The sequence below is a fragment of the Metabacillus sp. 22489 genome (assembly GCF_052044855.1).
In the GTDB taxonomy this organism is placed as follows: Bacteria; Bacillota; Bacilli; order Bacillales; family Bacillaceae; genus Metabacillus; species Metabacillus niabensis.
On the sequence record NZ_JBQENT010000006.1, the window covers coordinates 1 to 14204 of the forward strand.

Here is a 14204-nt window from a genome sequence, read left to right on the forward strand (position 1 = left end):
ATAAAGTGAAAAAGTCTATAAAGAAAGGCGACTATCCGTCCAAAAAATGAACGGATAGTCGCCTTTTTCGTTTACGATCTTGAAATAAAATTAAAAAACGTAAGTTTTTCAGTGGCCTCGCTAAAAGTTCCAGTCTTTTTATTGTAGATAAAATAACGATAATCATAGAATTCTAATAAAATAAAGAAGACTCTATACACGAATGTATAGAGTCTTCTTCTTTATGTCTTAACGACAACAAAGGGGATGGGAGAAATTTTTCACGGTCAAACAAAGGGGTAAATGTTTGTTTTGTGATTAATTTCACATCTTTATAATATCAAATCTTGTCGTAATTTGACAAGGGCGAGCGCCGTATTTCACAAAAATTTCACAAAAAATTTTAATTTCCTTACATAATAACTCTTACATATATTTGTAAAAACTCATTTTTCAAAACAAAGGTATTTTCATCTATCTTTTGTTTTTATTTTTCAAGATAAATATCTTGGCAGATTTCCGATAAATGTCTTAACTATAACTACGTATCTTTTGGAGCTTCTCTATGTATTTACTCTTATAGCAAGCCCTCTTAAAACATCACCTATACTTTCCAAAACACATCCTTATAAAAGTGCCCAGATTTAATAAGGGAAAATCGTGATAAATGGACATCCACTTTCATATAGAATACTAACATCAACATGTGGAGAAATATTTTAATACCTTTTCACGTATCTGTATTCCAGTAAGAATCACCCGTATTTTAAAGAAGAAAGGGAGGAATTAATACATTGATGTGGATAATTATCGTAGGAGTGATCACAGTTATCTTGTTTTTCCTGAACATTTTAGCATTAATGGAGATAGTTCCCATCTTCATTACTTCTCCATTATTATTTATTTCACTATTCATCACTTTATATCTTATTAATCATCGCAAAACATTTAAGGGATTTTAATTTGTTCCCATAAACAACCTCCATAAAAAATCAGTGGCGGCTTAACTTGCCTCCACTGATCAATATGAGCTTATTATTTTAATTCAGCTAATAGCTTTTCCATTTCAGTTAATTTTTCTTCAAACACTTTACATGCCTCTTCAATTGGAGATGATGATGTCATATCAACACCAGCTTTTTTAAGAACTTCAATTGGATAATCTGAGCTTCCTGCTTTTAAGAAGTCAATGTAACGCTCAACAGCTGGCTGCCCTTCCTCAAGAATTTGATTGCTTAATGCGGTTGCTGCACTATAGCCTGTTGCATATTGGTAAACATAATAGTTGTAGTAGAAATGAGGAATTCTTGCCCACTCTAAGCCAATTTCCTCGTCGATAACAATGTCATTGCCAAAATACTGTTTATTCAAATCATAATAGATTTTTGTTAAAAGCTCAGGTGTTAAAGGCTCACCCTCTTGTGCCTTCTGATGAATAATATGTTCAAATTCTGCGAACATCGTTTGACGGAATACTGTACCTCTAAATCCTTCTAAGAAATGATTTAATAAGTAAAGACGCTGACGCTTATCCTCAATTGTTTCTAATAAGTAATGATTTAGCAATGCCTCATTACATGTAGACGCAACCTCAGCAACAAAAATTGAATAATTACCATACGGATATGGTTGATTTTTCCTCGTATAATAGCTATGAACAGAATGTCCAAATTCGTGTGCTAATGTAAATAAATTATTCACATTATCCTGCCAGTTCATAAGGATATATGGATTTGTTCCATAAGCACCTGAGGAATAGGCACCACTTCGTTTCCCCTTATTCTCATGAACGTCGACCCAGCGATTTTCAAAGCCTTCTTTTAAAATCGATAAGTATTCCTCACCTAAAGGTGCAAGACCCTTTAAAATATATTCCTTTGCTTCATCATACGTAACTTCCATCTTTACATCTTTTACTAGCGGAGTGTATAAATCATACATATGAACTTCAGATAGCCCAAGCACATCTTTTCTTAGCTTTACATATCGTTGTAATAAATCTAAATGGTCATGTACTGTGCTAATCAAATTTTCATAAACTGATTCAGGTATATTATCGCTGCTTAATGCTGCTTGTCGCGCAGAATCATAGTTGCGGACTTTTGCGCTAAAATTATCCTTCTTAACAGTTCCACTTAACGTACTAGCAAATGTATTTTTAAAATCACCATAAGTTTTGTAAACTGCTTTAAATGCATCTTCTCTTACTCGACGATCTTCACTTTCTAAGAAGCGGATATAGCGGCCATGCGTAATTTCAACCTCTTCACCGTTCTCATCCTTAATTGTTGGGAAAGTTAAATCCGCATTGTTCAACATACCAAAAGTATTACTTGATGAACCTAATACTTCTGATGCTTGCGCAAGAAGCTCCTCTTGCTCAGCTGATAAAACATGTGGACGTTGACGGTTTATTTCATCTAGTGCATGCTCATAAAGCTTTAATTCTTTTTTCTCATTTATAAATTGTTTAATTTTCGCTTCATCAACAGCTAAAAGCTCTGGGACAATATATGAACTTAAGCTAGCAGCTTGTGTATATAAGTTTCTAGCCCTGTCATTTAATGCTTGATAAGTAGAGTTTGTTGTATCTTGGTCATATCTCATATGTGCGTATGTATAAAGTTTCCCAAGTCTTTCCATAACCTTATCTTGATAAGTAAGTGCCTCATATAAATCTTCAGCACTATTTCCAAGTTTACCTTTGAATTCTGCAAGCTTTGGTAATGCAGCTTTTATCTCTGCAAATTCTTGTTCCCAAGCTTGATCCGTTTCAAAAATATCCTCTAATCTCCAAGTATCCTCTTTTTTAATTTCACTTCTAGCTGGAAGCTTCTTAACTGCAGTTTGTTCTGACATTGTGATTCCCCCTTCAGAATTAGTAATGGCATTTGCGGAGCTGGTTATGACTGAACTAATGAATGTAAATGTTGTAAAAATGACTACTAGATTTCTTCTATATTTCATACTCAACCTCCTGCTTTTTATTCCGCCAATGCAAATTAATTGTCATTTTCACGTTCGTTGTGAAATTGGTTGGGTGAGTATGATGTACCTCTATCTTCTCCCTGCAATGCTTCTTTTGTCAAATAGTAAGCTGCTAAACCTGTACCTATTAATGATGCTGTAAAAAGAAAAGGATTATTTTTCTTTTGCTTCTTATTAAACATATGATCACCTCTAATTGAATATCTCTCTTTTAATGTGTTCAAAAAAAGTGTTGCTATTCAATTAGCGGAAAATTTTGTTAACCTGTTCCATTAACTGTGTATCATGATGAATGATTTGTTCTAGATTGGTTTCCCACCTTATATGTGAAATTTTCATATATTTTCTTTCCGAGCTCATTTTTAAGATAGATAATAAGCAAAGCTTGTTTAAGTACTCTCTTATGACATAACTGTAATGAATGTTTGTCTGGTATAGACTTCTTATTTTAATTGCTTTTTCCTTGACTCTATTCTTAAAAAAATAGTAAATATCCTGAAACAGTATTTCCTTCCCGATTGAATATTTATCTAGAAAAAGCAAAAGCCATCCTTGCCAAATATAGCTAGCTGTTTCAATTAAATAGGCGGTTTTAAGCGGGAGAAAAGCATGTGAAGGCAAAAAGGTGATTGGGGTTTGTTTTTCTTTATATAGTGTTATATTTAGGAGAGATGATTCTTTCGATTGAAAGCTTTTTAATTGTAAACGGAATCTTTTCACATGGGCAAACCAATTGTCATACAATGTTCTCCTGTTTATTTTTATATTTATTAATTCCTTAAAGGTAATCGAATTAATTGGAATCTTCTGATGTGTGGCAAAAATTAACCGGGGTGAAAAGGGGATAATTGAATCTAGGACAATAAATGCCTTCGTTTGGCTACAATAGCAATATAATTGCGGAGGCTCACCGTGATCAGTAAAGTTTGTTAGGTGCCATTGAAACGGCGTAATAGAAAATGAAGTCATCCCAACACGAGTTAACCTTTTTGCTCCCAATAACCATAGAGGCTTCATTTGTAAGCTTTGATAATTTTCGGTTCTTTTTACGAGAATTTTTGAATCTGTCGTTGAGCATTGAAATTCAATTGCTACGATTTCATTCTCCGTTTCAGCTAATAAATCTGGACGTTGTTTGATTTTAGGTAGGTATGGCTCTAGTTTTACATTCCTAACCGCTTTGTTATGCTTGAGCCAGTCGTATAAATCGAGCTTCCCCTGTAAATGGTAACTACTTTCCGCTTCATGCTGTTCTGTACATCCTGAAATTTTCTTATGAGCGAAATGAGCTGATACAATATTTCCGATTCTTAGCTCTACTTCACTATTACATACTGGACAGAAAAAGTCAGAATGATCTCTTAAGCTCCTTAGCCGATCCTTTGTCCATTTCCTTTCTGCCACATTTATTAAAACTCCTTTTTCGTTTTGAGCGACAAACAAGAGCTTCACTTCCTTTCTATATACGTGTGTATTGCAAAATAAAAGTGCAGAGTATTGCAAGCTGATTTGTCGTTGCTACTTTACATGGAGTGGTGGGCATGATAGCCTTTCGTGGCAAAGCCAGCCCTTGATCTTGCTGGCTTCTTGGCTTGAGACTCATGCCCGCAGAGGCTCCATGTCAAGTTGCAACATTGTGTAGTTGCAATTGCAATACTATGTATTCTTTCTTTGCAAAATACAATACGTTCATTATCCAAATTTGAAAGTAGATTGCAAATTGGTGAAAGTGAATTTTTCAAGTAAATTGATAAAAAAAACTCCCTTATAATAAGGGAGATAGCAATCTTGCCGTAGATTCAAAAAGTTTTTTGTAAAATGGCCTTCTAGAAAATTCCTCTTTAACTATTGCTTTTGAATTGTCAATATCAATTAAATATTCATTAACAAGCGTTTGTGTACTTCCAGTTCGATAAAGAAAAGCGTTAACTTCAAAGTTCAAATGAAAGCTTCTCATATCCATATTGGCAGTACCAATCGATGCTAATTCATAATCGACAATTATTATTTTGCAATGAAGGAAGCCTTTTTCATATTCATATACCTTAACTCCTGCATCTAATAATTCAGGGAAATATGAGCGTGATGCATAGTAAACAATTTTCTTGTCTGGATGCTTTGGAATAAGCAATCTAACATCAAGTCCGCTTAATGCAGCAACCTTTAATGCTGTCAGTATGTCCTCATCAGGTATAAAATAAGGTGATGCAATCCATATCGACTGTTTAGCTGAAATAATCATTGAAAAGAAGAGATTTTTGATAACATCCCATTTATTATCAGGTCCCCCTGCAATAAGCTGGACTCCTCCAGTTTGCTCTGGCTTATCTTTTGAGGACGTTAAATAGGTTTGTGATAATAGCTTTTTATCTGTCATGTAATACCAATCCTGCAAAAAAATCATTTGAAGCGTCCTAACTGCCTCTCCCTTTATCAACAAATGTGTATCACGCCAAAAGCCAAAATTCATATTTCTTCCTAAATATTCATCACCAATATTTAATCCTCCTACAAAACCGATTGAGCCGTCTATAATAATTATTTTTCGATGATTACGAAAGTTTATTTTATTATTAAGCAATGGAAATTTCACTGGTAAAAACGGAACTACTTCAATTCCTGCAGCCTTCATTTCCTTTAAGTACTTTTTCGATAGCTTCCAGCAGCCAACTGCATCATATAAAAAGCGAATTTCCACACCTTCCTTCGCTTTTTCTATGAGTAAATTTTTTAACGTCTGTCCTACTTCATCATGTCTCACGATATAATATTCCAGGTGAATATGATGCTTAGCCTGTTTAATTTCATGAAATATGTGGGCAAAGGTTTCATCACCATTTGTTAATGCCTTTGTCTTCGTTCCAAAGGAGACTGGGCTATGCCCTAATCGATGAGCAAGCTTAAACAATAATTGCTGATGCTCTCCCATATGTGCCATTTTATCTTGATAGGAAGAATGATTTCCTTCTATTTCTAAAAATGCCTTTTCATCGGTTAATGCTTTTTTAGCAAAAAGTCGTCTTTTTTTAATGTTCCGTCCAAAAAATAAATAAAAAAAGAAACCGACTAACGGAAAACCACCAAGGACAACTAACCAAGTAATTGTATGTGAAGGGTGACGATTTTCTAAAAAAATAACGATACATATAAAGATTATTGATAATGTAAAAACAATACTAACGATGCCAACAACAAAATCTCCCCAAAGATTTTTTGTTAATAGGACAAATGATGCAGATAAAGCAATAAATAACAGCAGCCGGAATATATTTTTCATCGTTTCACCTTACTTACTTTCTTTTACTTTTTCCCTTACTTAGATGAAACTAAACGCACTTAGCCTACGGAATGATATGACAAAACTTTTTATTTTCCATTATTATATTTTGCTTTGTATACATTGATTCTCCATCTTAAATTATCTTGTCACAACCATTAATAAAAAAACCTGATTTAAAATTTTAAATCAGGTTTAATCAAAATGAATAATGGATATTTATATATTGCAATTGTTCCATTATCTATATTTTATTATGCAAAATGCTTATTAATTACCTTTAATGCATTATCTTTCGCAATGACCTTCCCATATTCCTCAAGTCGGTGAATTGTAACACGAGATTCTTGTCCATACTCTAATATGATGCTTAAAGTATTCTCAATCTCATCATCGTCCACCTCATCATTAAATTCAATAAATAGATAATAGGATTGGTCAAGTGAGAATAAATGATTTGTCATCCCCGGCAACACTGAGCATTTCGCCAAGGATATAACATTTTCTATATCATTAAATTTGATCACAAATTGAAGCTCATGTTCAATCTCTTCAACAAGCTCATCAATTGCATCATCTTGTTTATTAAAATTTCCTAATAACGATTCTACATTTTCATCGATTGGAAGCTCTTTTAGTTTTTCATCTGATATTGGAAGCTCTAACTTTTGTCCATCTTTCGATAATTGTGCTTTTGTTACAATTACTTCCAAACCTTTATCAAGTGCTTGGACTTGAATCCAGAGTGGGCCTTCAACCATAAATTCCTCTTCCTCATGGACTTCATCCATCATTTCCCAGAAAAGCTCCTCACTTCGATCGCGGTTATACCATATTTCATCTCTGTCAAAGCCGCGCTCTTCAATATCGAGATACGAAATGTAAAACTTTACAGTATTTTCATTAATACGTTCGATTTCCATTACTCTTAACCTTCCCTTCTATATAAGATGTTGAAGGGACAACTCCCTCCATATGAGGTAGTTGTACTTCCTACACTTTACCCAATTTGCAGAAAATTTAACCACTTGGGCAAAGAGAAAGTGTTAGTAGGTATCTGCTAAAGTCAGCAAAATTCTCCAAATACCTAATAAAACCTTCAAAAGTGATGATTGAATCTTGTACTCCTATTTTATGATAAAAAGTGCATAAAGGAAATAAAAAAACTCTGAAATCTTAAAAACAGTTATTTAACCTATCCATTAAGAAAAGTGAAGAGACATGCTTCTCTACAATAGACGAAATAGTAAAAGTTATTCTGTACCATTCGCTTTGCTTTATCCCTTTATACAGCGTGTTCTTAAAAATTCCCACGAAAATATAGGACAAAATTTCACCATCGTTAGCGTGATCTAAATCATATTTTATAAATGTTTTCATATAATTGTACGAGCAGTTACTAAGCTGAAAGAGGGTTTATTATATGGAACAGGAATTTCTTCTATCACTATTTATCATTATTGGCATTGATTTAGTCCTAGGAGCAGATAATGCAGTAGTTATTGCTATGGCTTGTCGCAATCTACCCGTTATTCAGCGTAACAAAGCAATTATACTAGGCACCTTATTAGCGATTATAGTCCGTATTTGCATTACGATGATAGCGGTCTCCTTATTAGATATACCTTTTCTACAATTAATTGGCGGAATTTTTCTATTATATATTGCGTTTCACTTACTTACAGGGAAAAACGAAGAAACAAATCAAATAAAAAGTCATGGTTCATTATGGAAAGCGATTCAAACAATTGTGTTAGCAGACCTGTTAATGGGATTTGACAATGTTATTGCAATAGCAGGAGCAGCACAGGGGCATAAATTACTTGTCGTCATTGGTTTATTTATCTCAATTCCAATCATTATTTGGGGAAGTAAAATCATACTCTATTTATTAACAAAATATCCGTTACTAATCTATGTTGGCGGAGGCTTACTTGCCTTCACTGCCGGTAAGATGATTGCTCATGATAACCAGCTGCAAACTATTTATCAGTCCCATCCGATAATAGCACAAAGCTTACCTTTATTAACAACCTCATTTATTTTGTTAGCAGGGGTTATTTTCCAACTAATGGTCAGTATCAATCCAGCACGAAAGAAATAAAAGCTAAATTTTTTATTAGTAGTTTATTTAACAAAAAATAGTTGATGTCCGTTTACGATTTCAGCTAAGCGGACATCATGCCTCCCTCTGTTCTCCCCTGCATGTGCCTTACTTTCCTCGCTATGTCCCACAGAAGTCTACATATTAATTCAAATCAACAGCACAAGTCACAAAACTATAATTAAAGTATCAATCAATTTATTGTTAGATCCTTTTTTATTAGTAAGAACTAAAAAATAAAAATAGGCAAATGATAAAGAATAACCAAAATGTAAAATGGTCATTCTCTCTCATTTGCCTTATAAAAAATTTCTAGTTCACTAAACGTTGCGCTTCTCTTAGCTGATAAGTACGAACGCGACGTGGAAGGAAACGACGAATTTCATCTTCATTGTAACCAACCTGAAGTCGTTTTTCGTCAATGATTATCGGGCGACGAAGCAATCCAGGATTGTCCTGAATTAATTGGTATAAATCCTGTAAAGGCATTGTTTCAAGATTTATATTTAATTTTTGAAAAGTCTTTGATCTTGTTGAAATAATTTCGTCTGTACCATCCTCTGTCATTCTTAAAATTTCTTTTATTTCTTGAATAGTCAAAGGCTCAGAAAAAATATTTCGTTCAACATAAGATATATTATGTTCTTCTAACCATGCTTTTGCTTTTCTACATGAAGTACAGCTTGGTGATGTATATAATGTGACCATTCATCCTTCACTCCTCTACCTATAGAATGAGTTAAATCGTATATTGCTGTAATTGAAATTACTTTAAATAAGAATTTATGTTTTTATTATACTATAAAAAAGTAAGTATGCATATAGCAATATACGTAAAAACTGTGACAATACGATTACAAACGTTAAAATAACTGTATTTTATCATGTTTATTTTTTTTATTTTTCTATTATACAAGGTCACTTCACAGCATTTCCCTTACCAAAATTTTATTTTCCCATTCTCAATTACTTATATCTTATCGAAAATGTTTGAGTTATTTTCTGGATTGTCATCCAACGTAAGAACCTCTTCGACATCTTCATAAGCTTCTCCGTAGAGTTCCTTGTCCTTATATGTGTGAATGAGATTATATGTTTTCACCATCGCCTCGTACACATTTTCTTCTGATGCTTCATTAGGAGCCCAATAAAGAATTTCCATTTTATTCTTTTCATTTGTAGCTAAGGAGCGTCGTTCATATCCGATAGACTGTGCATGCTTAAACCCTTCCCTTTTATAAAATCTCAGTCGTTTCTCCGAATCCGTATCCTCGTAATTCACCGGCTCCACTTCAAGAATAATTGGTTTTCCCTTTTTCTTTAGCTTCTCAATCAACTTATGTCCTAGCCCTTCACCACGGGCGTCTTTTGATACAAAAAGATAATCAATAAAAATAAAATTCTCAAGCTCAGCATACATAAGGACATGGTTTTTCCCTTCATCCTTATGATAAATATCAGATCTTTCTTTAAGTAAAATCTCCATATGCTCCTTAGACTTCATTTCTTCAATCGGAAAATACTGATTTAGCTTTTCATACCAATTCATCGTTCTTCTCCTTTAAATTGTTTGGGGACAGTCCCCTTTACTCATTATTCTTTTAGGATAAACAATTTGTGTATTTGTTATGATTGTTGTTACATATTCTTTATGATTTAATTTCTACTTTGACTCGAATACAAAAAAACAAAAAAAAGATTCTAAAAAGTACTGATTCTCCATATCTTTATCGTTGTGGAGATGTACTTTCTAGAATCATTTTTCATTTATATTATGAATATTGTTTCTGATATTGCTCAAATTCACTTTGTGAGCACATGACAAAATGACCTTTTTTCACTTCACGGAATGAAACTTCTTCATCCTTTTTATAATTATGTTTGCTCGGATCGTAAACCTTTCTGACACGTGTACGCTCATAATCAGGATCTGGTAAAGGAATAGCTGATAATAGTGATTGTGTATACGGATGAATTGGGTTATTGTATAATTCATCGGCATCTGCAAGTTCTACAAGCTTACCAAAGTACATAACACCGATTCGGTCACTAATATATTTAACCATTGAAAGGTCATGTGCAATAAATAAATACGTTAAGCCTTTTTCTTTTTGGAGCTTTTTCATTAAGTTTACAACTTGTGCTTGAATCGAAACGTCTAGTGCAGAAATTGGTTCATCCGCAATGATAAATTCAGGCTGAACTGCAAGCGCACGAGCAATTCCGATCCGTTGACGTTGTCCACCACTAAATTCATGTGGATAACGGTTTGCATGCTCTCTATTTAACCCAACAGTTTCAAGAAGCTCATAGACACGATTCATTCGTTCTTCTTTTGATTTCGCTAGTCCATGGATATCAATGCCTTCAGCAATAATATCCGATACCTTCATTCTAGGATTCAATGAAGCCTGAGGATCCTGGAAAATCATTTGCATTTTACGATTAAATTGCCTTAATTGCGCATTTGTCTTTTTACCGTGGACGTTTTCACCATTAAAGAGAACTTCACCATCTGTAGCATTATACAGTCTGATAATTGTACGTCCTGTTGTCGATTTACCACAACCAGATTCACCAACTAAACCTAATGTTTCACCCTTATAAATATCAAATGAGATATTGTCAACTGCACGAACTTCATTTGGTTTTCCTACATTAAAGTATTGCTTTAAATTTTTTACTTCAACTAATTTTTCTCTCTCTGCCATAATTAGTTCCCTCCTTTTTCAGGGAATTTACGTTGACGTCTCTTTACTGCCTCAGGTGGTTCTACCTTTGGTGCATCGGGATGCAATAACCAAGTTGCCGCATAATGTGTCTCAGACACTTTAAACATTGGTGGTTGCTCCTCAAGGTCAATTTGCATTGCATACTGATTTCTAGGTGCAAATGCGTCACCTTTTGGTGGATTAAGTAAGTTTGGTGGCGTACCAGGAATCGCATATAATTCTTCTTCCTCTGTATCTAAACTTGGCATTGAACTAATTAATCCCCAAGTATACGGATGTTGTGGATTGTAAAACACCTCATCAACAGTACCAATTTCTACTATTTTTCCACCGTACATAACTGCTACACGATCTGCAACATTAGCAACAACACCGAGATCATGAGTAATAAAAATAATTGATGTTTCAATTTTTTTCTGCAATTCTTTCATCAATTCTAAAATTTGCGCTTGAATCGTAACATCCAATGCAGTTGTTGGCTCGTCAGCAATTAGCACCTTCGGATTACACGCAAGAGCAATAGCAATAACAACCCTTTGTCTCATTCCACCTGAGAATTGGTGTGGATATTGGTTAAAGCGAATTTCAGGGTTTGGAATACCTACTAACTTCAAAATATCAATAGCACGTTCTTTAGCAGCAGACTTACTTAAATTTTGGTGCTTAATAATTGGTTCAATAATTTGCTTACCAATTTTCATTGTTGGATTTAAAGAAGTCATTGGATCTTGGAAAATCATTGAAATGTCTTTCCCACGAATTTTTTGCATCTGTTTATCAGATAGCTTTGCTATATCTTTTCCTTCAAAAAGAATCTCACCTTTTTTAATTTCCGAGTTCGATGGTGGCAATAAATGCATAATCGCTTTAGATGTAACAGATTTCCCTGATCCTGATTCCCCAACTATAGCAAGTGTTTCACCTTTATATAAATCAAAATTTACTCCACGGATAGCTTGAACTTCACCTGCAAACGTATGAAAGGAGATGTTCAAGTCTTTCACTTCAAGAATTTTTTCCATTATTTTTCACCTACCTCTTCTAGTCACGCATTTTCGGATCAAGTGCATCACGCAATCCATCTGCAATCATATTAAAACAAATCATAATCAAACTAATGATAATTCCAGGAATAATCATTTGATATGGGTAGAGCTGTAAAACTTTAAAGCCATCATCAATTAATGTACCTAAGGAAGCATGTGGTGCTTGAAGCCCTAAACCGATGAAGCTTAAGAATGCTTCGAAAAAGATTGCATTCGGAATCGTAAACATCGTATTAATAATAATTACCCCTGCAAGGTTTGGAATTAAATGCTTTCCGATAATTCCTGTATTAGAAAGTCCTAATGTTCGTGCTGCTAATATATATTCCTGTTGCTTAAGCTTCAATACTTGTGCACGTACAACCCTGGCCATTCCGACCCATCCTGTAATCGTTAACGCAAGCGTAATGGACCAAATCCCCGGATCAAGAACTAATATCATTAAAATAACGATAACTAAGTTTGGAATACCTACTAATATTTCTGTTATCCGTTGCATAATATTATCTGTTCTTCCACCGACAAATCCTGAAATTGCTCCGTATAATACACCAATGACCATATCAATTAATGCAGCTAATAGGGCAATATATAAGGAAACTTGTGTTCCTTTCCAAACGCGTGTAAATATATCACGACCTAAGCTGTCAGTACCAAACCAATAGTACTCATCAACATTCTTTCGTTCATAGGCGTCGTATACTTCTCCACTTTTATTTTCTAATTCCCCGTCAAAAGGCAACCAGCTAACATTTTCTAACACTGGAATTCTTGGCGGTAAATTATTATGCTTTATATTTTGCTCTTTATAATCATGTCCATTTAAATGTGGACCAACTAACGCCATAATCGTTAGTACAATAAGGACAATCAAACTTACAAGCGCACCTTTATTTTTTCTTACCCTTAACCATGCATCTTGCCAATAATTTAGGCTTGGTTTTGAAATTTTCTCACTTTGACCAGTAGAAATTTCAGCGGGTAGGAATTTTTTCTTATCTATTTTTTCTTGTGTCATTATTTTTTCCCTCCCGCTATGCGAATCCGCGGATCTATAATTCCATATAAAATATCAACGATAAGAATAACAACAACAAATAAAACAGCAAATAAAATCGTTGTTCCCATAATAACAGGATAATCATTTACTTGAATCGATTTAACAAATTGCTCCCCGATACCTGGGATACCAAAAATTCTTTCTACAACTAATGAACCTGTCATTAAGCTAACCGCTAATGGACCTAATACTGTTATAACTGGAATTAATGCGTTTCGAAGCGCATGCTTAAATGCAATATCAAACCAGCTAGCTCCCTTTGCTTTTGCTAATGTAATATAATCCGACTCTAGTACTTCCACCATTTCTGTTCGCACAAAACGTGAAGCTGTTGCTAGCGGGAACATCGCAAGTGCGATTGTCGGCAACACTGTATATTCAGGACCTCGCCAAAAGGCAACCGGAAACCAACCTAGTTTAACAGCTAAGTAGTATTGTAATAATCCCGCAAAAACAAATGAAGGAATTGATTTACCAAGAACAGCAATAAATGTTGAACTATAATCAACCCAAGTATTTTGTCTTAACGCACCGATAACCCCCAAAATAATTCCAAATAGTGTTCCAAATAAAATGGCTTGGAATCCTAAAATCGCAGAAGGACCAATACTATTTTTGATAATTTCCGTAACACCTGTATTATCAAATTGGAAAGAAACGCCTAAATCACCTTTCAGTAAATTCAACATATAATTCATATATTGAACTGGAATAGGTTCTCCCAGCCCGTATTTATCGATCATGATCGATAGCTGTGCTTCCGTAAGTTTACTTGCATTCGAAAATGGAGTACCCGGGATAATTTTCATGAGGAAAAAGGTCAATGTGGCGATTAAAAATAGAGTTATGATCATGTAAATTATTCGTTGAGCTAAATATTTCACCATAAGGAGCACCTCCTATTATTTTTTGAATTTTCAACAATATTCGACATTTTTCCAACAAGGGAAAAGAGAGTATATTGACAGTCAATATACTCTCTCTTTCTAAATAATTGTCAATTAGAATCTAAATGACT

The 14204-nt window shown here is 34.1% G+C and carries 13 protein-coding genes; 2 read left to right on the top strand and 11 right to left on the bottom strand.

Annotated features, from left to right (window positions below):
* The first annotated feature begins 776 nt into the window (after positions 1-776).
* The gene (locus tag ACTJJ9_RS05060) at positions 777-941 is read left to right on the top strand and encodes a hypothetical protein (protein ID WP_095300802.1); all 165 of its coding nucleotides are present in this window, start codon (positions 777-779) and stop codon (positions 939-941) included.
* 73 nt (positions 942-1014) lie between these two features.
* On the opposite strand, the gene pepF is transcribed toward ACTJJ9_RS05060, so the two are convergent.
* The 5 genes from pepF to mecA form a co-directional block, all read right to left on the bottom strand.
* Complete coding sequence (gene pepF / locus ACTJJ9_RS05065) at positions 1015-2838, bottom strand: oligoendopeptidase F (RefSeq protein WP_095300803.1); 1824 nt, start codon at positions 2836-2838, stop codon at positions 1015-1017.
* Positions 2839-2981: 143 nt separating this feature from the next.
* Entirely contained in the window at positions 2982-3149 is a 168-nt protein-coding gene (locus tag ACTJJ9_RS05070) for a hypothetical protein (protein WP_170944362.1), read from the bottom strand.
* Positions 3150-3210: 61 nt separating this feature from the next.
* Positions 3211-4371: a competence protein CoiA family protein gene (locus tag ACTJJ9_RS05075; RefSeq protein WP_186324320.1), complete on the bottom strand. Its 1161-nt coding sequence runs from the start codon at positions 4369-4371 to the stop codon at positions 3211-3213.
* A gap of 361 nt (positions 4372-4732) precedes the next feature.
* Positions 4733-6244, bottom strand: a complete 1512-nt coding sequence (cls, locus tag ACTJJ9_RS05080; protein ID WP_145584822.1) for a cardiolipin synthase — start codon at positions 6242-6244, stop codon at positions 4733-4735.
* A gap of 254 nt (positions 6245-6498) precedes the next feature.
* Entirely contained in the window at positions 6499-7167 is a 669-nt protein-coding gene (gene mecA, locus ACTJJ9_RS05085) for an adaptor protein MecA (protein ID WP_095300784.1), read from the bottom strand.
* Positions 7168-7667: 500 nt separating this feature from the next.
* Here mecA and ACTJJ9_RS05090 point away from each other — a divergent pair, with 500 nt between their 5' ends.
* Complete coding sequence (locus tag ACTJJ9_RS05090) at positions 7668-8348, top strand: TerC family protein (protein ID WP_095300785.1); 681 nt, start codon at positions 7668-7670, stop codon at positions 8346-8348.
* 312 nt (positions 8349-8660) lie between these two features.
* On the opposite strand, the gene spxA is transcribed toward ACTJJ9_RS05090, so the two are convergent.
* From spxA to opp3b, 6 genes are all read right to left on the bottom strand, one after another.
* The gene (gene spxA / locus ACTJJ9_RS05095; RefSeq protein WP_095300786.1) at positions 8661-9056 is read right to left on the bottom strand and encodes a transcriptional regulator SpxA; all 396 of its coding nucleotides are present in this window, start codon (positions 9054-9056) and stop codon (positions 8661-8663) included.
* Between the two features lie 262 nt (positions 9057-9318).
* Positions 9319-9897: a GNAT family N-acetyltransferase gene (locus ACTJJ9_RS05100; protein ID WP_095300787.1), complete on the bottom strand. Its 579-nt coding sequence runs from the start codon at positions 9895-9897 to the stop codon at positions 9319-9321.
* 223 nt (positions 9898-10120) lie between these two features.
* The gene (locus ACTJJ9_RS05105; RefSeq protein WP_145584820.1) at positions 10121-11059 is read right to left on the bottom strand and encodes an ATP-binding cassette domain-containing protein; all 939 of its coding nucleotides are present in this window, start codon (positions 11057-11059) and stop codon (positions 10121-10123) included.
* Positions 11060-11061: 2 nt separating this feature from the next.
* Positions 11062-12102 (bottom strand): ABC transporter ATP-binding protein, encoded by a 1041-nt coding sequence (locus ACTJJ9_RS05110; RefSeq protein ID WP_095300789.1) that lies wholly within the window; start codon positions 12100-12102, stop codon positions 11062-11064.
* 19 nt (positions 12103-12121) lie between these two features.
* Positions 12122-13144: an oligopeptide ABC transporter permease gene (gene opp3C / locus ACTJJ9_RS05115; RefSeq protein WP_095300790.1), complete on the bottom strand. Its 1023-nt coding sequence runs from the start codon at positions 13142-13144 to the stop codon at positions 12122-12124.
* Positions 13144-14073 (bottom strand): oligopeptide ABC transporter permease, encoded by a 930-nt coding sequence (gene opp3b / locus ACTJJ9_RS05120; protein ID WP_095300791.1) that lies wholly within the window; start codon positions 14071-14073, stop codon positions 13144-13146. Before opp3b ends, opp3C begins: the two co-directional genes overlap by 1 nt.
* Positions 14074-14204 lie beyond the last annotated feature (131 nt).

Coding starts and splice junctions, on each gene's coding strand:
- pepF (WP_095300803.1), bottom strand. CDS start 2,838: ATGTCAGAACAAACTGCAGTTAAGAAGCTTCCAGCTAGAAGTGAAATT.
- opp3b (WP_095300791.1), bottom strand. CDS start 14,073: ATGGTGAAATATTTAGCTCAACGAATAATTTACATGATCATAACTCTA.
- spxA (WP_095300786.1), bottom strand. CDS start 9,056: ATGGTCACATTATATACATCACCAAGCTGTACTTCATGTAGAAAAGCA.
- ACTJJ9_RS05060 (WP_095300802.1), top strand. CDS start 777: ATGTGGATAATTATCGTAGGAGTGATCACAGTTATCTTGTTTTTCCTG.
- ACTJJ9_RS05100 (WP_095300787.1), bottom strand. CDS start 9,897: ATGAATTGGTATGAAAAGCTAAATCAGTATTTTCCGATTGAAGAAATG.
- ACTJJ9_RS05105 (WP_145584820.1), bottom strand. CDS start 11,059: ATGGCAGAGAGAGAAAAATTAGTTGAAGTAAAAAATTTAAAGCAATAC.
- opp3C (WP_095300790.1), bottom strand. CDS start 13,144: ATGACACAAGAAAAAATAGATAAGAAAAAATTCCTACCCGCTGAAATT.
- ACTJJ9_RS05110 (WP_095300789.1), bottom strand. CDS start 12,102: ATGGAAAAAATTCTTGAAGTGAAAGACTTGAACATCTCCTTTCATACG.
- mecA (WP_095300784.1), bottom strand. CDS start 7,167: ATGGAAATCGAACGTATTAATGAAAATACTGTAAAGTTTTACATTTCG.
- ACTJJ9_RS05090 (WP_095300785.1), top strand. CDS start 7,668: ATGGAACAGGAATTTCTTCTATCACTATTTATCATTATTGGCATTGAT.
- cls (WP_145584822.1), bottom strand. CDS start 6,244: ATGAAAAATATATTCCGGCTGCTGTTATTTATTGCTTTATCTGCATCA.
- ACTJJ9_RS05070 (WP_170944362.1), bottom strand. CDS start 3,149: ATGTTTAATAAGAAGCAAAAGAAAAATAATCCTTTTCTTTTTACAGCA.